This window comes from Bradyrhizobium sp. UFLA05-108, from assembly GCF_059803455.1.
In genome coordinates, this window is the sequence record NZ_JBANAZ010000086.1 from 1 (window position 1) to 20,322 (window position 20,322).

General features: G+C 65.3%; 19 protein-coding genes and 2 pseudogenes. 6 read left to right on the top strand and 15 right to left on the bottom strand.

Translation table 11 applies throughout. The annotated features are described in order from the left end of the window. Positions 1 to 72 precede the first annotated feature (72 nt). Positions 73 to 882 (bottom strand): annotated as a pseudogene (locus tag SO140_RS39565) (YifB family Mg chelatase-like AAA ATPase); the annotation flags it as partial. Between the two features lie 414 nt (positions 883 to 1,296). Then, the gene (locus SO140_RS39570; RefSeq protein WP_449383685.1) at positions 1,297 to 1,485 is read right to left on the bottom strand and encodes a hypothetical protein; all 189 of its coding nucleotides are present in this window, start codon (positions 1,483 to 1,485) and stop codon (positions 1,297 to 1,299) included. Between the two features lie 543 nt (positions 1,486 to 2,028). Here SO140_RS39570 and SO140_RS39575 point away from each other — a divergent pair. Then, positions 2,029 to 2,733, top strand: coding sequence for a DUF899 family protein (locus tag SO140_RS39575; protein ID WP_449383684.1), 705 nt, complete (start codon positions 2,029 to 2,031; stop codon positions 2,731 to 2,733). Between the two features lie 171 nt (positions 2,734 to 2,904). Here the strand turns inward: SO140_RS39575 and SO140_RS39580 are convergent. Next, a pseudogene (locus SO140_RS39580) lies at positions 2,905 to 3,081 on the bottom strand (magnesium chelatase domain-containing protein); the annotation flags it as partial. A 229-nt stretch (positions 3,082 to 3,310) separates the two neighbouring features. Between SO140_RS39580 and SO140_RS39585 the strand changes: the two are divergent. Together SO140_RS39585 and SO140_RS39590 are read left to right on the top strand one after the other, a co-directional pair. Continuing rightward, entirely contained in the window at positions 3,311 to 3,556 is a 246-nt protein-coding gene (locus tag SO140_RS39585; protein ID WP_283038918.1) for a PilZ domain-containing protein, read from the top strand. Between the two features lie 94 nt (positions 3,557 to 3,650). Further along, positions 3,651 to 4,418, top strand: a complete 768-nt coding sequence (locus SO140_RS39590) for a tetratricopeptide repeat protein (RefSeq protein ID WP_449383683.1) — start codon at positions 3,651 to 3,653, stop codon at positions 4,416 to 4,418. 168 nt (positions 4,419 to 4,586) lie between these two features. Here the strand turns inward: SO140_RS39590 and SO140_RS39595 are convergent, their stop codons facing one another. From SO140_RS39595 to rsmI, 7 genes are all read right to left on the bottom strand, one after another. Then, entirely contained in the window at positions 4,587 to 5,873 is a 1,287-nt protein-coding gene (locus tag SO140_RS39595) for a CpaE/TadZ family protein (RefSeq protein ID WP_449383682.1), read from the bottom strand. A gap of 2 nt (positions 5,874 to 5,875) precedes the next feature. Beyond that, entirely contained in the window at positions 5,876 to 6,610 is a 735-nt protein-coding gene (locus SO140_RS39600; protein WP_449383681.1) for a CpaD family pilus assembly protein, read from the bottom strand. Between the two features lie 34 nt (positions 6,611 to 6,644). Then, positions 6,645 to 8,156, bottom strand: a complete 1,512-nt coding sequence (locus SO140_RS39605; RefSeq protein ID WP_449383680.1) for a type II and III secretion system protein family protein — start codon at positions 8,154 to 8,156, stop codon at positions 6,645 to 6,647. A gap of 14 nt (positions 8,157 to 8,170) precedes the next feature. Further along, positions 8,171 to 8,971: a Flp pilus assembly protein CpaB gene (gene cpaB / locus SO140_RS39610; RefSeq protein ID WP_449383679.1), complete on the bottom strand. Its 801-nt coding sequence runs from the start codon at positions 8,969 to 8,971 to the stop codon at positions 8,171 to 8,173. A gap of 480 nt (positions 8,972 to 9,451) precedes the next feature. Then, a complete protein-coding gene (gshB, locus tag SO140_RS39615) occupies positions 9,452 to 10,396 on the bottom strand; it encodes a glutathione synthase (protein ID WP_449383678.1) in 945 nt (314 codons plus the stop codon). 10 nt (positions 10,397 to 10,406) lie between these two features. Beyond that, positions 10,407 to 10,814 carry a YraN family protein gene (locus SO140_RS39620; RefSeq protein WP_449383677.1) on the bottom strand — a complete coding sequence of 136 codons (408 nt, stop codon included), beginning with the start codon at positions 10,812 to 10,814 and terminating at the stop codon, positions 10,407 to 10,409. Further along, the gene (rsmI, locus tag SO140_RS39625; RefSeq protein ID WP_449383676.1) at positions 10,801 to 11,778 is read right to left on the bottom strand and encodes a 16S rRNA (cytidine(1402)-2'-O)-methyltransferase; all 978 of its coding nucleotides are present in this window, start codon (positions 11,776 to 11,778) and stop codon (positions 10,801 to 10,803) included. The genes SO140_RS39620 and rsmI overlap by 14 nt, the downstream gene beginning before the upstream one ends. A gap of 239 nt (positions 11,779 to 12,017) precedes the next feature. On the opposite strand from rsmI, the gene SO140_RS39630 reads away from it, so the two are divergent. After that, on the top strand, positions 12,018 to 13,250 hold the full coding sequence (locus tag SO140_RS39630) for a penicillin-binding protein activator (protein WP_449383675.1): 1,233 nt from the start codon (positions 12,018 to 12,020) through the stop codon (positions 13,248 to 13,250). Positions 13,251 to 13,386: 136 nt separating this feature from the next. Here the strand turns inward: SO140_RS39630 and hemW are convergent, their stop codons facing one another. Genes hemW through rph form a run of 3 tightly spaced genes read right to left on the bottom strand, consistent with a single transcriptional unit; the run spans position 13,387 to position 15,890 of the window. After that, positions 13,387 to 14,544: a radical SAM family heme chaperone HemW gene (gene hemW, locus SO140_RS39635; RefSeq protein ID WP_449383674.1), complete on the bottom strand. Its 1,158-nt coding sequence runs from the start codon at positions 14,542 to 14,544 to the stop codon at positions 13,387 to 13,389. Continuing rightward, the gene (gene rdgB / locus SO140_RS39640; RefSeq protein ID WP_449383673.1) at positions 14,531 to 15,166 is read right to left on the bottom strand and encodes an RdgB/HAM1 family non-canonical purine NTP pyrophosphatase; all 636 of its coding nucleotides are present in this window, start codon (positions 15,164 to 15,166) and stop codon (positions 14,531 to 14,533) included. Before rdgB ends, hemW begins: the two co-directional genes overlap by 14 nt. A gap of 10 nt (positions 15,167 to 15,176) precedes the next feature. Next, complete coding sequence (rph, locus tag SO140_RS39645) at positions 15,177 to 15,890, bottom strand: ribonuclease PH (protein ID WP_449383672.1); 714 nt, start codon at positions 15,888 to 15,890, stop codon at positions 15,177 to 15,179. 183 nt (positions 15,891 to 16,073) lie between these two features. Here rph and hrcA point away from each other — a divergent pair, with 183 nt between their 5' ends. Then, positions 16,074 to 17,162 (top strand): heat-inducible transcriptional repressor HrcA, encoded by a 1,089-nt coding sequence (gene hrcA / locus SO140_RS39650; protein WP_498543898.1) that lies wholly within the window; start codon positions 16,074 to 16,076, stop codon positions 17,160 to 17,162. Between the two features lie 99 nt (positions 17,163 to 17,261). Then, the gene (grpE, locus tag SO140_RS39655; RefSeq protein ID WP_449383671.1) at positions 17,262 to 17,876 is read left to right on the top strand and encodes a nucleotide exchange factor GrpE; all 615 of its coding nucleotides are present in this window, start codon (positions 17,262 to 17,264) and stop codon (positions 17,874 to 17,876) included. Between the two features lie 149 nt (positions 17,877 to 18,025). On the opposite strand, the gene pncA is transcribed toward grpE, so the two are convergent. Further along, entirely contained in the window at positions 18,026 to 18,748 is a 723-nt protein-coding gene (gene pncA, locus SO140_RS39660) for a bifunctional nicotinamidase/pyrazinamidase (RefSeq protein WP_449383686.1), read from the bottom strand. 264 nt (positions 18,749 to 19,012) lie between these two features. Beyond that, a complete protein-coding gene (locus SO140_RS39665; protein WP_449383670.1) occupies positions 19,013 to 19,951 on the bottom strand; it encodes a hypothetical protein in 939 nt (312 codons plus the stop codon). Positions 19,952 to 20,322 lie beyond the last annotated feature (371 nt).

Genomic DNA, 20,322 nt, shown 5'->3' on the forward strand with positions numbered 1-20,322 from the left:
ATGCCTTCACCCCCGAGGAATGCGCCAACTACCTCAAAAATTCAGGCTATCGAACTTAATGCCATCACGCTTTAGCGTGCGCGCCACCCGCAGCACGCGGTGATAGCCGCGCGCCGACAGCCGCATGGTCTCGGCCGCATCGCGCAAGAGTTTTTGGCCTTGCGCTTCGGGCTTTGCGATCTCCTCGAGCACCGAGGCTGGTGCCTCCGCATTGGTGCGGACGTTCGGCAACCCCGCGGCCTGATAACGCGCGCGCTGAATATCGCGCGCCGCGGCGACGCGCGCGGCGACTTCCGCTGATCCTTCCGCCGGCGGTGGCAGGATCAGGTCGGCCGCGGTCACCGCCGGCACCTCGATGCGCAGGTCGATGCGGTCCATCAGGGGACCCGAGATGCGCGCCTGGTAGTCCGCCGTGCAGCGATCGATGCGGCCGCGCTTGCAGGCATAGCCGGGCTCGAAGGCGTTGCCGCAACGGCACGGATTCATCGCTGCGACCAGCATGAAGCGGGCAGGGTAGGTGACGCGGTGATTGGCACGCGACACCGAGACCTCGCCGTTCTCCAGCGGCTGGCGCAGCGAATCCAGCACGCGCGGATCGAACTCCGGAAGCTCGTCGAGGAACAGGACGCCCTGATGCGCGAGCGAGATCTCGCCGGGCTTTGCGCGCATGCCGCCGCCGGTCAGTGCGGCCATGCTGGCAGAATGATGCGGCGAGCGGAACGGCCGCCGCGAGGTCAGCGCGCCGCCTTCGATCTCGCCGGCGACGGAGGCGATCATGGAGACCTCCAAAAGCTCGCCCGGCGACAGCGGCGGCAGGATCGAGGGCAGGCGCGCGGCCATCATCGATTTGCCGGCGCCTGGCGCGCCGATTATCAACAGGTGAGTTCGTCAATGACAAGACCGCGGTGTCGCCGCAGGCCACCGGCTTGTCAGACGCCGCCGCGTCCCGTGGTTCTTAGGAAACGGGTCGTTCCGCAGGTGGACCTACGTTTTCGCGTGGTCCTCCCGGCCGACTTCAAAACTCCCCGCTTAAAGGCCGCTGCGGCCGCCGAGGTTACAGCAGGAGGGCGCATTCACGCGGTAGCGCCTTGCCGTTGCTGATCGTCTCGGTATGCCTTTGTTTCTGTCAGGCACATGGCGCTCTCAAGTACGGAGCGACAAAGCTCCTCCCGAGCATGATGTTGACGAGCTTGCAATGCGTGCTTTTCCTCTCGAAGAGCTTTGCTCTCTTCAATAGCGAGCTGAGCGCGAGCAAAAAGCGGATCAATCATCGGACGACAATGGGCCCGGATGAGCTTAGTTGCTATTGCCTGTGTTATTTTCGTCCGTGCCTTTCGGAAACGGCTTGTAAGTCTCGCGCCCGAGGAACGTATCGGCGCATGGCTTCCTCAGCACCGCAAGGGCTTCGCGAATACTGTCACTGGCCATTTCGAGATGTGCGGTATCGATTGATAAAGGATGGAAGATTTGACCGATAATCGGCATAGCCGCGCTCCCTGACTTTGCAGGCGGGAGCACAGCAGTGTCTCTCAGCCACCGACGCCTACGGGCAGAGCCTCGGCCGGTGATGCAAAGACTATACACCTGATGCGGCGAGGTTGCTTGCACTTCCTCTATTCTTTGGCCGGTTCTGGATGCCAGAACTTGGAACTTCGATTTGCCAGCGCAAGTGGACACTCGAAGGAACCGCGAACCGCCCCCAAGCGGCTTTATTGCTGCTTGGTGGGCGTCATTGACGGCTTCTTATGGAGAAGCGTGTGGCCCCAACGAAACCATGTGATTTCGTCAATGGAAAATTGGGGTCGCGATGGGCACACAAGGCGACATCGCCCGTTGGCGTCGTATGAAAGAGGCCGCCTTATTCCGATGGCTGTAATTCCTTAGAATTGAGCCGGCGCTCGATGCACTCGGATGCAGAGCCGCATCACGTAAACAGTGGCTTTGAGGGCGCAATGCCGGAGGTTCCGACGTGAAACAGTCGTGTGGGGCCGGAGTTATGGTAACGAACGATGTCGTCGGAGGCGCATGATGGACGCTCACACACTGAAGCCGGCCGCAACCCTAGCAAAGCTCGCCAGAACTCCATTCGCCGGCGAGAGCCCGGAGTACCGCACGGCGCGCGTGGCGCTGGTTGCCGAGGAAATCGAATTCCGCCGCCACATGACGCGGCTCACCGAACAGCGCCGTTCGCTTCCCCCCGGTCCTGTCATCGAGAAGGACTATCGCTTCAAGGACGCCAACGGCTCCGAGTTGGGGCTCATGGACCTGTTCGGCAGACACAACGCGCTGGTGACCTACTTCTGGATGTTCGGGCCGCAACGCGAGCGACCGTGTCCGATGTGTACTAACTGGCTCGGCGCGGTGAATGGCAACGCGGCCGACATCAAGCAGCGCGTCGCGTTGAAGGTGCTCGGCCGCTCGCCGGTGCCGCGACAACTTGCATTCGCGCAGGAGCGCGGCTGGCGCAATCTGGATTTCGTACAGACCATTGGCGACGACTACGCCAAGGATATCGGGTCGCTGAAAGGCGACGGCTCGGAATGGCCGGCGATCACTGTGTTCAAGCGCGACGGCGATAAAGTGCGGCTGTTCTGGGCCGCTGAGATGACGGCAGATATGGCCGATCCGGGCGAAGACCCGCGTCTGGCTCCTGACGTCGCCTCGTTGTGGTCTATTCTGGATCTGACGCCAGACGGACGCGGCAAGGACTGGTATCCGAAGCTGAGTTACTGAGAGCGGTCGTTGCAGTAGGAAAACGCAATCTCGAAATGGCGTTGTGCGCCATCGGGTCAAAAGCAGATATCAGCCAACAGTCCTCGTCCGCTCTGGATCAATCGCGACAGAGCTGGCCGGGCAGATATTCCGGTGATGTCCGCTACGCTGTCAAAGCGGAAGTAATTTCAACAGGTACAGCCCCGAGGCGATCAGCGCCGAGCGCACCCGCTCGCGGTCCTCCGAGACCGCCTTGTCCGGAAGACCGACGATGGCAAAGGCCGGCAGGCCAGGCGCAACCTGGACCTGCACGTCGACCGCGCGGGCCTCGATCCCCTCGAAGGCGACGGTAGAAACCCGCTGTACCATGCTCGAACCAGCCTGCCCTTTCCTGCAATCGAGGCTAGCAGGCGGCCGTTCGCCTGGCAAGAACAATACGGGAACGGTTGTCGGGGCCCAGAGCATTTCCTAACGAGGCGTAAACGGGGCGGGGAGAGTAAGTCTCGAATGCGAGCCGATCCGCTCAGCACATCCCAACGAATGTTCGGTACGTGTAGGAGTGCGGGATGGGCCGTGATCTAACAAGTGAACAATCGAGATGCTTGCAAATCGCCGGAGAAGCGAACGTCGGGTGTGCAGTCGGCTTGCCAAGATTCATCTTGGCGCGGGGTCGCTGCCGAGGGATTGCACGATCACGGATATTTCCGATGGCGGTGTGAAAGTGGTGGCGGAGTTTCTGGAGGTGCCGCCGCAGTTCACCATCATCTTCGCACCGGATTATTCCCGCCAGTGCCAGCTCCGCTGGCGCATCGGCTGCGAATTCGGCGCCGAATTCATCGATTGAGATCGATTGGGGCGGCCGGGTCGCCCGTCCTTAACGGGAAATTAGCGTTAATCGGGAAAGCATCTCTGATCAGTCGCCGACGGTAGATCAGAGTATGTCCCAGCGTTCGTCCCTTGTCGCTTCCCCGGCACGATGGCTGTTGCCCGCGCTTTTCGCGCTCGGACTTTGCGGCTGCCAGACCACGGGACTCGAGGACATCACCGGCGCGCTCGGCGCCACGTCGGAAAAGGCCCACGAGGCCAAGCCCGATATGGACGCCTTGCGCGAGCGCTACCGGGCGACCCCGAGCGATCCCGAGATCGCGCTGCAATACGGCAAGGCGTTGCGCGAGAACGGCCAGCGCTCGCAGGCCGTCGCCGTGCTCGAGCAGGCCGTGCTCACCCACTCGAGCAACAAGCCGCTGCTTGCAGCCTATGGCCGCGCGCTCGCCGACAGCGGCAATTTCCAGCAGGCCTTCGATGTGCTGAGCCGCGCGCATACGCCGGAGGATCCCGACTGGCATATCCTGTCGGCGCAAGGCGCGGTGCTCGATCAGCTTGGTCGCAACGAGGAGGCGCAGCAATATTACGGCAGCGCCTTGAAGATCGTGCCGGACGAGCCGTCGGTGCTGTCCAATCTCGGCCTGTCCTACGTGCTGCAGAACAATCTGCCCAAGGCGGAGGAGACGCTGCGCCGTGCCCATGAGCGCGCGCCGCAGGATGCGCGGGTGCGGGCCAATCTCGCGCTCGTGGTTGGACTACAGGGTCGTCAGGCCGAAGCCGAGGGCATCGTGAAGGCCGATCTGCCGCCGGACGAGGCCCAGGCCAAGGTCACGGCGCTGCGGCAGCTCCTCGCCAAGAAGCAGCAGCGGGCGGAGAAGTAGCGTCGCCCGAGCGCCAACCTAGTTCTACTGGGTCATGAGCACTCTTTTCCCCATCCTGAGGAGCGCGGAACGCGCGTCTCGAAGGATGGCCGTGGGTGAGATGCGGGCCTTCATGGTTCGAGACGCGCTCTGCGCTCCTCACCATGAGGCTCTGGTGACGCAGTAAGACTACGACGCTTTGCGATGCGGCGCGGATTCGCGCTTCGGCTTGCGCTTCAGCTTCTTCAAGAGCGGCGCCAGCAATGACTGCCTCGGCTTCTTGACATCGCCGCGCCCGGCGAGCCGGTTGGCGAGGTTCTGGAACGTCTCGGCGGTGCGATGGCTCTTGGAGACTTCGGAGATCATCTGGCCGTTATTGGCGGCGGTCGAGAACAGCCTTGAATCGAAGGGAATGACCGCGACCGGCTGGCTTTCCATGGTCTTGGCGAAGGCCTTGACCTCGATCTCCGCGCGCTTGTGCATGCCGACCTGGTTGAGGCAGTAGAGCGGCGGCCGATCGTTGGGCCGCGCGGCCTTCAGCACGCTCAGCATGTTCTTGGTGTTGCGTAAGTTGGCGAGATCGGGCTCGGCCACGATCACGATGTCGTCGGCGTTGATCAGCGCGCGGCGCGTCCAGCCCGACCATTGATGGGGCACGTCGAGCACGATGCAGGGTGTGGTCATCCGCAGCGTATCGAACACGGCGTCGAAGGCTTCGGCGCCGAAATCATAGACGCGGTCGAGGGTGGCGGGTGCTGCCAGCAGGCTGAGACGCTCGGTGCATTTGGCGAGCAGGCGCTCCATCAGCGCGGTGTCGGGGCGCTCCTGCGTCAGCACCGCGTTGGCGATGCCCTGCACCGGATCCTGGTTGTAGTCGAGGCTCGCGGTCCCGAAGGCGAGATCGAGATCGATCACGACGGAATCGAGCGCCAGATCGCGCGCGATGGTCCAGGCGACGTTGTGCGCGATCGTCGATGCGCCGACGCCGCCCTTGGCGCCGACCACGGCGATGACGCGACCGGTGATGATGGCTTCCGAGGCCGAGAACAGGCTGCAGATCGAGCGCACGACGTCGATGGTCTCGACCGGTCCGATCACGTAGTCGTTGACGCCGCGACGCAGCAGCTCGCGATAGGGCGCCTCGTCGCTCGGATTGCCGATCACGACGACGCGCGTGCCGGGATCGCAGACGCCGGCGAGATCGTCGAGCCCTTCGAGGATGTCGCGCGTGCCGTCGGATTCGATCACGATCACGTTCGGCGTCGGCATCGAGCCATAGGCTTCGACCGCTGCCGCAAGGCCGCCCTCCTTGACGGTGAGATGGGCCTTCGCGAGCCGGCGGTCCTGGCCGGCCGCCGTGATCGCGTCATAGGTCTGCTCGGTCTCGCAAAACGCCTGCACCGAGACCCGCGGGACCGGCGCGATGTGCTCGTCGGGATGCTGCGGAGCGTCGTCGTCTTCGTATTGGCCGCTCATTGTCATTTGCCCGTGTCGCTGAGTTTGGCCTTGTCGGCGTCGGGGTAGGTCGTCGAGGTCGGCATGCCCTTGCGGTACTTCTCGAACGCGATCGCGCGCCGCTCGGCATAGGCGGGTGTTTCGGCGCGTGGCTGCTCGAGATCGGCGGGGTTGTCGATCATCGCCGCGAGGTTGCGCTGTGTCGCGCAGCCGAGATTGAAGTATGGCTTGTTCTCGTTGTAGCCGGGGTCGAAGATCGACGGCCCGGTATCCTCCGGCCACAGTCCGCAGGGACCTGCAACCGCGGCGATCCTCGAGTAGCTCAGGCGGATGGTCGGCAGCAGGGCGGGATCATCGGGGCGATAGGCGCGGTGCACGATGCCGCGCGCGGGCACGCCACCGGCCGCCAGCACCGAGCGGATTTCGTGGTAGGTCGCAGCCGCAGCGCGGGCGTTCCTGGTGTCGACGGGCACGTCGACCACGACGGCGCCGGTGCCTTCATGCGCCCAGTCCCGCGCGATGCCGATGACGTCGGCGCGCTGCGCTTCTGACAGGCCACCGCGTGCCTGGCCGACGAAGATCACGATCGAGCGCTTGGCCTCCTGCACCGCGATCGGATGGCGCTGCCGGTAGTCGGTCGGCACCGTCTGGGTGATGACCTCCTCGGTGGTGTTGCACGCACCGAGCGTGACGGCGAGGCCCATCAGCGCGACCGCGAGGCGCAGCTTCTTGCGGCAATCGACCGGTAATTTCGTCATCGCTTCATCCCCCTCGTGTTGAAGCTCGTTCGTCTCAGTCGATGATGAAGCCAAAATCGCCCTGGTAACCGGTGACGGGATCGATGTGGTGCGCGATGCCGTAGAGACGGTTCATGCGGCCGAGCAGCGCCGACTGCGAATCCGATGGCGGCGCAAACCCGTCATTGGGCCGGGACAGCTCCTTCTGCGCGACCGCGCGCACGACATAGGGCGTCACGATCACCATCAGCTCGGTTTCGTTGTTCACGTAGTCCTGGCTGCGGAAGAGTTGACCGAGGATCGGGATCTGGTCGAGGCCGGGCAGGCCGTTGATCGCCTGCTTGGTCTGCTGCTGGATCAGGCCGGCCATCGCCATCGAGCCGCCCGACGGAATCTCGAGCGAGGTCTCGGCGCGGCGGGTCTGGATCGAGGGGATCGTGACGGAGCTCGTCGTGCTCGAGGAGATCGACTGCGAGACGGTGATCGCGTTGGTGTTCGACAGCTCCGAGACCTCGGTCATCACGCGCAGGCTGATGCGGCCCTCGCTCAGCACCACGGGCGTAAAGTTCAGGGAGATGCCGAACTTCTTGTAGGAGATCTGCGTGGTGCAGACATGCGTGACGGGATCGCAAGCGTAGCCTCCCGGAATCGGGAATTCGCCGCCTGCGATAAAGGTCGCTGATTCACCCGAGATAGCGGTCAGGTTCGGCTCGGCCAGCGTCTTCACGACACCGGCGCTTTCCATGGCGCGGATGGTTGCGGCGACCGTGACCGATCCCTTGGAGAGGGCGCCCAGCCCAAGCCCGTTGCCGCTGACCAGGGGCCCGCCACTCACCGTGAACGGGTTGGAATTGTTGAAGTTCACGACCGCCGTGCCGGCATTCAGGCTGGCGCTGAGATCGACGCCCATCTGCTTGATGATGTCTCGGCGCATCTCGGCGACCACGACCTTCAGCATCACCTGGTCGCGGCCGCGCACGACGATGTTGTTGACGACCTTGTCGGCGTTACCGACCAGTTTCGCGGCGACGTCGCCGGCCTGCTGAGCCTCGACCGGGCTCGACACCGAGCCCGTCAGCATGACGCCGTCACCGACGCCTTCGATCTGGACGCCCGGCATCGACTGCCGGAGCGCGGCGCGCACGCCGTTGAGGTCGCGCTTCACCGCGATGTCGTAGGCGGCGACCTGCTGGCCGTCGGACGAAAAGAACACGACGTTGGTCTGCCCGACCGCGCTGCCGATGATGTAGGCGCGCTGTGCGGAGCGGATCACGGCGTTGGCGATCTTGGGATCGGCGACGAGCACGTCCTTCACCTCGCGCGGCAGGTCGATCACCACCGACTTGCCGACGCCGAGCGCGAGGAAGCGTGTCCTGGCCGGAGCGATCGTTGCGACCGGTGACACGCCGAGGTCAGGCGCCTGCACCGGGGTCTGGTCGCCGACCGGTGCGTCCGCCGCGATCGCCGGTGCTGCGGCGAGGCCGAGCATCAGCATGATCCCCATCCCGAAAGAACGCGCGCGATTCCCCCGAATGCGCAGCGCGTTCCGATACTCCCCACTCTTCATCCCGGGTATCCCCATCACTTCTGTGACGATGTGCTTGAAACGCCGTAACGAACAACGTTCACGCTGGCTCCCCGCTTCGCGGGTTGTTCGTCGTCGGATTTGTCGGCGACCTTGGCGTCGGCGATGCTGCGCAGCGCCAGCGTCAGTTGGCCGGTCTGCCGCGAGCGGGCCAGCGTCTCGGCCTGCTCGGGCTTCAATTCGAGCGTCACCGTCTTGCCGACGACGCTGTTCTGTCCGTCCTTTTCCTTCGGTGCCTGGTCGATCGCCAGCACGCGGATGTTGGACAGGATGATTTCGGTGGACACGACATCGGCGCCGCCGTTGGCGCCCGCGTTCCTGTCGCGCCGGGTGAGAAGCACGTCGACCCGGTCATTCGGCAGGATGAAGCCGCCGGCGCCGGTCTCGGCGGAAATTTCGGTCGAGATCGCCCGCATCCCTGAGGGCAGGATCGCGGCCATGAAGCCCGAGCCGTCGGCCTTCACCAGCTTCTGCTCGCGGATCGGCTCGCCCTGCATCAGCGGCGTGCGCGCGATCGAGCCGGCAATTTGGCTCACGGCGTCGGGACGGTCTTCGCGGTGGATGAAGCTGCCGCTCGCGGCAGACGCCGGCCAGGTCTGCCATTGCAGGTCTTCCTGCTTGACGGTCTGGCCAAGGCCGATGTCGGATTTTGCGACGAGAACCTCGACCGTGGGCAGCTGCACGGCCACGGGCGCTGCCGCAGGTGCCGGCCTGTTGTCATAGCTGCTCGCCAGATACGCGGCGATGCCGCCTGCGCCGAGCGCGATGATGAGGACGACGATGCGTGCGGTATTCATACGCTGCTACTCTTACGCGGGATGCTCGAACCGCACGTGGCGGGGTTCCCCGTCGTCGATGAGTAGGCAGTAAAAGTATAAGGGGTGTTGCGAGGCCGAATGTGATCGCCGGTCACGCAGCGGGTTTTGGCTGCATGGTGAACGCCGCGTTATTCGGAAAGAAATAACTCCGTAGATTCACGCAAGGGAAAAGGGGTTTTGTGTCTGTGCGTGACGCGACATGGTGAACGCGTGGTTAGCTCGCGAGGAGAAAGCTTGTTGCGACGGAGCAAGGCGATCTTCCCTCGATGTCGTCCTGGCGTAAGCCAGGACCCATTACCCCAGCGAAATGTTGCAGCAGGAGGTGATGGCCACAGCCGCTCTCAAGACGAACCTTTGGGGTAATGGGTCCTGGATCGGCGCTCGCTCTGGACAAACGCTGCGCGTTTGCCAGGAGCTCGCTTGTCCAGGACGACATGAGAGAGTTACAGCGCGTGCGGATTACTTGCTTCGCTTCTGCTCGATCACGTCCCAGATCTTCGCCGCGACGTCCGGCCCGCCGAGCCGGGAGATTGCGCGAATACCGGTGGGCGAGGTCACGTTGATCTCGGTGAGCCGGTCGTTGATCACGTCGAGGCCGACGAACAGCAGGCCGCGCTCGCGCAGTGCCGGCCCGACCGTTTCACAAATCTCGCGTTCGCGCGGGGTGAGGTCGGTTGCTTGCGCTGCGCCGCCGCGCACCATGTTGGAGCGGAGATCGTCGGGCGCCGGGACGCGGTTGACGGCGCCGGCGAACTCGCCGTTGACCAGGATGATGCGCTTGTCGCCGTGCTTGACCTCGGGAATGAACTGCTGGATCACCCAGGGTTCTTTGAAGGTCACCGAGAACATGTCGTAGAGCGAGCCGAAATTCATGTCCTGCGGCATCACGCGGAACACGGCTGCGCCGCCGTGGCCGTGCAGGGGCTTCATCACGACGGCGCCATGCTGCTCGCGGAAAGCGTTGATCTCGTCGAGGTCGCGCGAGATCAGCGTCGGCGGCATCAGCTGCGGAAAGTTCATCACGAACAGCTTTTCCGGCGCGTTGCGCACGCTCGCGGGGTCGTTGACGACCAGCGTCTTGGGATGGATGCGCTCCAGGAAATGGGTCGAGGTGATGTAGGCGAGATCGAACGGCGGATCCTGGCGCAGCAGCACCACGTCAAAGCCGCTCAGCGCCTCGCGCCTGGGCTCGCCGAGGGTGAAGTGATTGCCGGGCTCGTCACGCACGGTCAGAAGCTGGACCGGTGCGACCAGCTCGTCGCCAACCTGCGACAGCTTGTCGGGCGTATAGTAGGACAGCCCGTGGCCGCGCTTCTGCGCCTCCAGAAGCAGCGCAAAGGTGGAATCGCCGCGGATGTTGATGCGGGCGATGGGGTCCATCTGGACGGCGACGTTCAGTTTCATGGGCTGCCTTTCAGGTCGAGGCGTCGAATGCCGCCAACACATGGCGCGGAAGTGACCGCGGCGCAATCAGCATGGCGTCAAATCGCAATTCAAATTCGGCATGCTCGGGATGCGCTGCAAGCCACCCTTGTGCGGCATCGATGATGCGCTGCTGCTGGCGCGGCGTCACGGCGAAGGCGGCCTCATCGAGGCTGGCGCGGGCCTTGACTTCGACGAAGGCGATCAGGTTGCGCCGGCGCGCCACGATGTCGATCTCGCCATGCGGCGTGCGGAAGCGTCGCGCCAGAATGCGATAGCCCTTGGCGATCAGGAAGGCCGCGGCGCGGCTTTCCGCGGAAATGCCGGTCTGGAACGCGGCGACACGTTCGGGCGAGGGGAGTTTTGGCTCGGCGGGCCGGGCGCCGTCAGTCTTCGCCATCATCGCCCCGCAAATTCTTGTGCAGATCCTTGTGCAGATTCTTGGCGAGTTCGAGCGCGCGGGCATAGACCTCGCGACGCGGCCGGCCGGAGAGCTCGACCGCATGCGCGACCGCGTCCTTGAGGCTGCTGATCGCGAGCTGTTCGCGCAGCAGCTCGTCGAGCGCATCCGGCGTCATCTCCTGCGCATCTGAAGCCGGCGGGCCGATGACCAGCACGAATTCGCCACGGGTCTCAAGCTGATCGGCCCGGCCGGCGAGCTCGCTGAGGGAGCTGCGCGAGATCTCCTCGTGCAGCTTCGTCAGCTCGCGGCAGATCGCGGCTTCGCGATTGCCCATGACGTCGGCGAGATCGGCCAGCGTCTCCTGCACGCGATTGCCGGAATCGAACAGCACCAGGGTCGCGTCGATACGGGCGAGCTCGCTGAGCCGCTTGCGGCGCGCGGTTGATTTGGCCGGCAAAAAGCCTTCGAAGAAGAAGCGGTCGGTCGGCAGCGCCGCGACCGACAAGGCTGCCAGCACCGAGGACGGGCCGGGCAGCGCGTAGACCGCGTGGCCCGCGGCAGAGACTTCGCGCACCAGCTTGAAGCCGGGGTCGGAGATCAGCGGCGTGCCGGCATCGGAGACCAGCGCGATCGAGCCGCCCTGCGCCAGCGCCTGCAGGATCTTTGGCCGCGCAGCCTCCGCATTGTGCTCGTGATAGGGTTTGAGCTGCGCGGCGATGCCGTAACGCTCGGTCAACCGCCGCGTGATCCGGGTGTCCTCGCAGGCAATGATGTCGACGCCGGCGAGCGTCTCGAGCGCCCGCAGGGTGATGTCGCCGAGATTGCCGATGGGGGTGGCGACGAGGTAGAGGCCCGGCGCCGCCTTGCTGGCTGAAAAGTGATGGGTGCCAATGGCAAAACCGCGCGCGGCGGGTTCCGCCGCACCTTCAGGCGTATTTATCGGGGCGGCTTTTGCGCGCATAATGGATACTTAAAGGGAGAGACGCGCTTGCGCCATATTCGCGGCGAAAAGCCCGCGTTGGTGCAGCCCGGCAAAATCGGCGGACAGCTTGCCATCGTGAAGGGGCGGCCGCGTTAAGCGGTTATTATCCTTTTGTTTTGGTTAACTATTTGCCGACAATATGCTGCAATCCGCGTCCTCCCTTGCGGAGGTGAAGTCCTGACTGGGCCTGGATAGGCTGGTCGTTACGAAGAGCTGCCATGCCGGGCCCGCGCTACCCCAAGTCTCCCACCTCCGGGCCCCGATTGTCGGGAGCGACCCGGCGGAGCGCGCTCGGGCTCCTGCTCGGCGCGCCCTTGCTCTCGGCCTGCACCGGCGTGCAGCAGAGCCTCAGCCAGTTTTCCAATCCGTTCAGCTCATCCTCCCCTCAGCCGGGGCCTGCCGGGCCGCAGCAGCAGGCCACCACCGCCGGCACCGGCGGGGTGAAGGTCGGCCTGATCCTGCCGCTGTCGGCCGCCGGCAATGCCGGGCTCGCCGCGCAGTCGATGCGCAACGCCGCCGAGATGGCGCTCGCCGAATTCCAGAACCCGAACGTCCAGCTCCTGATCAAGGACGACAACGGCACGCCGCAGGGCGCGCAAGGCGGCGCGCAGCAGGCGGTCGACGAAGGTGCGGAGATCATTCTGGGGCCGTTGTTCGCCCAATCCGTGCCGGCCGTTGCGCAGGTCGCGCGCTCGCGCGGCATCTCGGTGATGGCATTCTCGACCGATGCCAGCATCGCCGGCCGCGGCGTCTTCCTGTTGAGCTTCCTGCCCGAGTCGGACGTCAACCGCATCGTCGAATATTCCGCCAGCATCGGAAAACGCTCCTTCGCGGCGCTGCTGCCGGAGAATGCCTATGGCAACGTGGTGGAGGCGGCCTTCAAGGCGGCGGTGCCGCGGCGGGGCGGACGCGTGGTTGCGTTCGAGAAATTCGGCGGCGATCGCGCCACCCCGGCGCGCAACGTCGCGCAGGCGCTCGGCAGTGCTGACGCGCTGTTCATCGCCGATGACGGCGATTCCGTCGTTGCGGTGGCCGATGCCCTGACCGCTGCCGGCGCCAACCTGCGCAACATCCAGCTGCTCGGCACCGGCCTGTGGGACAATCCGCGCGTCTATGCCAGCCAGGCGCTGCAGGGCGGTCTTTACGCCGCGCCGGACCCGGCGGGCTTTCGCGCCTTCTCCGGCCGCTACCGCACGAAATATGGCGCCGAGCCGGTGCGTACGGCGACGCTCGCCTATGATGCGGTGGCGCTCGTCGCTGCGCTGGCGCGCACGCAAGGCACCACGCGCTTCTCGCAGGACGTTCTCACCAATCCGTCCGGCTTCGCCGGCATCGACGGCCTGTTCCGCTTCCGCGCCGACGGCACCAACGAGCGGGGATTAGCGGTGATGAAGGTGACCACCGGCGGCGGCGTCGCGGTCGCAGGCTCGCCGAAGAGTTTTGGGGCGTAGCCGCAAGTGGAGCTCTCGTAGGGTGGGCAAAGGCGCTCTTCGCGCCGTGCCCACCATATCTCCACGATTGCGACAGAACACGATTGCGACAGAAGAGGTGGGCACGCTTTCGCTTTGCCCACCCTACGACATCTCGCTACGCCGCGAGATCCGCAACCACCGCATCCAGCACCGGGAATCCGCTGCTGGTCACGCGCAGGCGGCCGGTCGTGTCGACGGTGATGGCACCTTCCTCACGCAGAAGCGCGATGCGGCGGGGATCGAGCGGGCGGCCGGCGAGCGCGGCATAGCGCTTGGGATCGATGCCTTCGGCGAGGCGCAGCCCCATCAGCAGGAATTCGTCGGCGCGCTCCTCGCTGTTGAGGAGCTCGTCGGTGACGACGCCGTCGCCATTGGTCTCGACCCGCATCAGCCAGGCTTCGGGACGCTTCTCGGTGGCGGTCGCGTGCCTGATGCCGTCGATGTCGAGCCGGCCATGGGCACCGGGACCGATGCCGGCATATTCCTCGCCGCGCCAGTAGACCAGATTGTGCCGGCACTCGGCGCCACGGCGTGCGTGATTGGAAATCTCGTAGGCGGGCAGGCCGAGCTTGTCGCAGGTCTCCTGCGTGACGTCATAGAGCGCGCGCGCGACCGCCTCGTCCGGCGTCTTCAGCTTGCCGGCCTGGTGCAGTCCGAAGAACGGCGTGCCTTCCTCGATGGTGAGCTGGTAGAGCGACAAATGCTCGGCGGCTTCGTCGATGGCATGGCGGAGCTCACCCTCCCACATCGCCGGCGTCTGGTCCGGGCGCGCGTAGATCAGGTCGAACGAGTAGCGGTCGAACGAGCGGCGTGCGATCGCAACCGCATCCAGCGCCTCGCGCGCGCTGTGCAGGCGTCCGAGCATCTTCAGCGAGACATCGTCGAGCGCCTGCACGCCGAGCGAGACGCGGTTGACGCCGGCGGCGCGATAGCCGGCAAAGCGCGTCGCCTCGACGCTGGTCGGGTTGGCTTCCAGCGTGACCTCGACATCGCCAGCGACGCGCCAGTGCTTGCCGATCGCCTCTAGCACGGCGCCGACGGTTGCGGGCTGCATCAGCGACGGCGTGCCGCCGCCAAGGAAGATCGAGGTAACCTCGCGGCCGGGGGCGCGCGCGGCCGTTGTCTCGATCTCGCGGGCGAAGGCGTTTGCGAAGCGCGCCTCGTCGATCGCAGCGTGGCGGACATGGCTGTTGAAGTCGCAATAGGGACACTTCGACAGGCAGAACGGCCAGTGCACGTAGACGCCGAAGGCGTCCCTGTCAGCGCGGCTCAAGGCAGATCTCCGCAAGTTTCACGAAGGCGCGGGCACGGTGCGACAAGCCAAGGCCCAATGGCGGGAGGCCGTGCTTCTCGATGCTTTCCATCTCGCCAAAGGTGCGCGTGTGGCCGTCGGGCAAAAACATCGGGTCGTAGCCGAAGCCGGCGGTGCCGCGCGGCGGCCAGACCAGCGTGCCGTCGACGCGCGCCTCGACTTCCTCGAGATGATCGTCGGGCCAGGCGACGCAGAGCGCGGAGACGAAATGCGCTTTGCGCTTGTCCGGCGCGGTCGCGCCGCGCTCCCTCAACAGGCGCTCGATCTGCGCCATCGCCGCGGCAAAATCCTTCTTCGGGCCCGCCCAGCGCGCACTGTAGATTCCCGGTGCGCCGTCGAGGGCGTCGACCACGATGCCGGAATCATCGGCGAAGGCCGGAAGCCTCATTGCCTTCGCGGCGGCGATGGCCTTGATCGCGGCATTGCTGCGAAAGTCGTGGCCGGTCTCCTCGGGCTCGTCGAGGCCAAGTTCGCCCGCCGAGACCGCCTCGACACCGTGCGGCGCCAGCAGCTCCCGCATCTCGGCAAGCTTGCCGGGATTATGGGTCGCGATGATGAGCTTGCCTGTGATTCGCCGGTGCATGGCCTATTGACTACGCCACCGCCATTTTCTGCAAGTCCACGAGACGCGCGACACCCTTGCGGGCCAGCGCCATCAGCGACAGGAACTCCTCCTGCGTAAACGGCTCGCGTTCCGCGGTGCCCTGGACCTCGATGATGCGGCCATCGCCCGTCATGACGAAATTGGCGTCGGTCTCGGCCTCGGAGTCCTCGGCGTAGTCGAGATCCAGCACCGGTGTGCCCTGATAGATGCCGCAGGAGATCGCGGCGACGTTGTCGCGCAGCACGTTGGCGTTGATCATGTTGCGCGTCTTCATCCAGTTGATGCAATCGGCCAGCGCCACCCAGGCGCCGGTGATCGAGGCCGTGCGCGTGCCGCCGTCGGCCTGGAGCACGTCGCAATCGACCGTGATCTGACGCTCGCCGAGCGCTTCGAGATCGACGATGGTGCGAAGCGAGCGGCCGATCAGGCGCTGGATCTCGACGGTGCGGCCGCTCTGCTTGCCGGCAGAAGCCTCGCGGCGAGTACGTTCCGAGGTCGCACGCGGCAGCATGCCGTATTCGGCGGTGACCCAGCCGCGGCCCTGACCCTTCAGCCACGGCGGCAGGCGCTCCTCCAGTGTGGCGGTGACGAGCACATGGGTGTCGCCGAATTTCACCAGGCAGGAGCCTTCCGCATATTTGACCACGCCGCGCTCCAGCGTCACGGGGCGCAATTCGTCGGGCGCACGGCGGCTTGGCCGCATGGGAAATCCTCCAAAACTCGCAGGGAAAAGGCTGTTCGCGGTGCTTGTAGGAGGGGGAAGGGGGCCCGGCAAGGGCTTTTCCCCCGGGGGCAACGAAACGCCGTCCGGGGATTGGCCAAAGACGCGCTTGTCAGGGGCCTTCTGGATGGACAAATTATGTGCATCTGAGAGGAGTTACCGTCTGTGGCCCATCACGATCCGATTCATCTGATCGCGCCGCGCGCGGGCCTCGCCCAGCTCAACGAGCGTTCCCGCGACATCTTTCGCCAAATCGTCGAGAGTTATCTGGCGACCGGCGAGCCGGTCGGCTCGCGCAATATTTCCCGCTTGATCGCGCTGCCGCTGTCGCCGGCCTCGGTGCGCAACGTCATGGCCGATCTGGAACAGCTCGGCCTGATCTACGCCCCGCACACCTCCGCCGGCCGGCTGCCGACGGAACTCGGCTTGCGCTTCTTCGTCGATGCCGTGATGCAGGTCGGCGAGCTCAACGAGGCCGAGCGGCAATCGATCCAGAGCCAGCTCACGACCGTCGGCCACGCCCAGTCGGTCGAGGCGGCGCTGGAGGAGGCGCTGACGCGGCTGTCGGGCCTCACCCGCGCCGCGGCCGTAGTCTTGACGCCGAAGTCCAATGCGCGGCTGAAGCATATCGAATTCGTCCGCCTGGAACCGGAGCGGGCGCTGGTGATCCTGGTCGGCGAGGATGGCCAGGTCGAGAACCGCGTGCTGACGCTGCCGCCCGGAGTTCCGTCCTCGGCGCTGACCGAGGCGTCAAACTTCCTCAATGCCCGCATCCGCGGCCGTACCCTCGCCGAGGCGCGGCTGGAGCTGGAAACCGCACTCGGGCAGGCCCGAGCCGAGCTCGACCAGCTCACCCAGAAGGTGATCGCGGCGGGCATCGCGAGCTGGTCCGGCGGCGAGAACGAGGACCGCCAGCTCATCGTGCGCGGCCACGCCAATCTGCTCGAAGACCTGCATGCGCTGGAGGATCTCGAGCGGGTGCGGCTGCTGTTCGACGATCTCGAGACCAAGCGCGGCGTGATCGACCTGCTCGGGCGCGCCGAGACCGCGGAGGGCGTGCGCATCTTCATCGGCTCGGAGAACAAGCTGTTCTCGCTGTCGGGCTCCTCGACGATCATCTCGCCCTATCGGGATGCCGCCGGTCATATCGTCGGCGTCTTGGGCGTGATCGGGCCGACGCGGCTGAATTATGCCCGCGTGATCCCGACCGTGGACTATGCCGCCCGTATCGTCAGCCGCCTTCTGGGTGGCTGACGCCCGTTTTCGCCTGATCACGGGTGCTTGATTTTCGCGCTGCAAAGCACGATATCCCGGCGAGAAAAATCCCTTGAGACGAGTTCGAGAAGGCAGCCGATGACCGAGCAAGACCGGCAACCCGAAGACACGACTGCGCCGACCGGCGAGCCCGTGGTGTCGAAGCCCTACATCATGCCCGACGATCCGGAACCCGGCTCGGTCGAGGTCTTGCAGAAGGAAGCCGCTGAGGCGCGCGACCGCATGCTGCGGACGCTGGCCGAGATGGAGAATTTACGCAAGCGCACCACCAAGGAGGTCGCCGACGCGCGCCTCTACGGCATCACGGGTTTTGCGCGCGACGTGCTCGACATCGCCGACAACCTCCAGCGTGCGCTCGATGCGGTGCCGGCCGAGGCGCGTGCCAATGCCGATCCCGGCCTGACCGCGCTGATCGAGGGCGTGGAGCTCACCGAGCGCTCGCTGCTCAACGCGCTGGAAAAGCACGGCGTGAAGAAGTTCGACCCCTCGGGCCAGAAGTTCGATCCGAACTTCCAGCAGGCGATGTTCGAGGTGCCCGATCCGTCGGTGCCGTCGGGCACGGTGGTTCAGGTGGTCCAGGCCGGCTACACCATTGGCGAACGCGTGCTGCGCCCGGCTCTGGTCGGCGTCGCCAAGGGCGGCGCGAAAGCCGCTGCCGCCGCCAACAACAACGAGTCGAACGGCGCGGCGTAAGCCGCGCTTCGCCACGCACACAAACCTGAACCCTCATCCTGAGGAGCCGCGGAACGCGGCGTCTCGAAGGATGAAGGCCCCGCTGCTGCAGCTCGGCCTTCATGGTTCGAGACGGCGCTTCGCGCCCCTCACCATGAGGGTCAAATAGCTTACGCCGTGGCCGCGATATCCGCAGACTGGATCCGCTTCACGCCGGCCTTGGCCATGTCGGCCCACGCTTTGGCCAGCGAGCCCTGATTGTCGATGCCGCGGCAGGCGTCTTCCACCACATAGACTTCGAAGCCGGCCTTGCGCGCGTCGAGCGCGGTCCAGGCGACGCAGAAATCGGTGGCTAGCCCTGCGACGAAGACGCGCTTGATCTTGCGCGACTTCAGATAGGCGGCGAGGCCCGTCGATCTCTTGCCGTCGGCTTCCAGCAAAGCCGAGTAGCTATCGACGTCCTTGTGAAAACCCTTGCGGATGATGAGCTCGGCCTGCGGGATCGACAGATCCTTCGACAGCGCCGCGCCGTCGGTGCCCTGCACGCAATGGTCGGGCCACAGCACCTGCTTGCCATAGGGCAGGTCTATGGTCTCGAACGGCTTCTTGCCGGAATGGACCGAGGCAAACGACACGTGCCCCGGCGTGTGCCAGTCCTGCGTCATCACGACATTGGCGAACGTTTTTGCGATCTTGTTGATGATCGGCGCCACCTGCTCGCCCTCCTTCACGGCGAGGCTGCCACCGGGCAGGAAGCAGTTTTGCACGTCGATCACGAGCAGCGCGGAGGCATCGTCGGGCTTGATCGCCGTCGCCGCCCAGAGCTTGCTTGAAACGAGGCTCGCGAGAGCAACAGTGGAAACGCCCGCGAGTACTTTGCGCCGATCCAGTATCGTACGTCTTCCCTCCAGGATGAACCAGGAAGGAAAGCGTAGTTCCATTAGTATACGAACAAAAGCTCGAAAATGCGGCCGGCTTTGGTGAGAAATCGAGCTTGAGCCGAGGGCTCGGTGCTCCTCTCCCGCCTGCGGGAGAGGTCGGCGCAAGGCGCCGGGTGAGGGCTCTATCCTCTTGGGGGTTCTCGATTGTGGAGACACCCTCTCCCCAACCCTCCCCCGCGAGCGGGGGAGGGAGCGCACTGTCCATTGTGGAGACAGTCAGCCTTTGGGCTGGATGCCGTCGCGCACCGCGCGGAAGCGCGTGAAGGCCTCCGACCACTGGTCGCGCGGGGCGCTGGCGATGATGCGCAGCGACGTGCCGCCGCCGAAGCGGATCCACTGCACCACCGTGACCTGGGTCTTGTCCTTGCCGCTGACGCCGTCGAGCCGGGTTTCGATGGCCGGCTGGCCGTTGACACGGATCGGCTCGGACATGGTGATTCTGGACTCGCGCATGCCGGGGATCTGCATCGCCGCCTCCTGCGCGAAGCGGGCGCGATCATCCGGCTGCTGCGGCGTTGCACCGATCAGGCCGATGATCATGTACGGCTTGGGCTCGAAGCCCGTGGTCTCGTCGCCGTCGGCGAGCACGATGCTGGCGCCCGGCGACAGCATGCGGACGTTCTTGAAGTCGGCGAGATCGGTGATCCTGAACGGCATCTGCGCGAGCTGCTCGTCGACCGGCACCTCCTTGCGCGTGACGGCGGTGGCGAACATCTGCCGCACCGCGTCGTCCGAGTAGATCTTGGTGGCGTTCTCGGGGACCTGCACGGCGACATAGCCGGAGAAGCCGGTGCCCGGCACGATCATCGAATAGCGCTTCACCGTTGCCGTGCCGGCCTTGCCGGTCTCGACGGTGTAATAGGCAAGGCCCGCCGGCGTCTCGATCTTGTCCGGCTTGATGCCGCCAGCGCCGCCGGGATTGGCCTTGAAGGCGTTGGATACCTCGCCATAGGCGTCGGGCGGCAGCTCGGTGACCAGCACCTTCACGCCTCCGTCCTCGCTCTCGAAGCCCGGAAAGGTCTTGGCCTGGGAGAGACCGATCAACGGCACCATGCCGACGCGCAGGCCCGGCGGGAAGATGGCATCGGCCGCAAGGGCCGGAACGGCGGAGGCAATGAGGACGGCGAGCGCGGCGAGGGGGCGTATCAATTTCATGGCTAGTCTACTTGGTCCACATTGAGGCCGTTCGATGGTGGGCCGTCGGGCCCCTTTGTCGCGCGGGGCGTGGCCCCTGGCGGCGCTGTCCGGCCGCCCGGACTTTTAACGGGTTTGGCTGCGCCGTAACAGGGTGGGGCGCACCGCCGGGCATGGTCCGGCTGACCGCTGAACCCGTTAATAAACCCTCACCGTCAAGGGCCTCCAAAGGCCGATATGATCTTCCAAAACCCAATGTTTTCGCGGCTGAAACTTGCGTTCGGTCCTTGCGGGCCCCTCCCCCCCTCCTATATGAGCCTCAACCATCGCAATATCGCGGATGTTTGATCTTAGGGGGTTTTGGATCGGGTGCCTTCTGGGCCCAACCAACC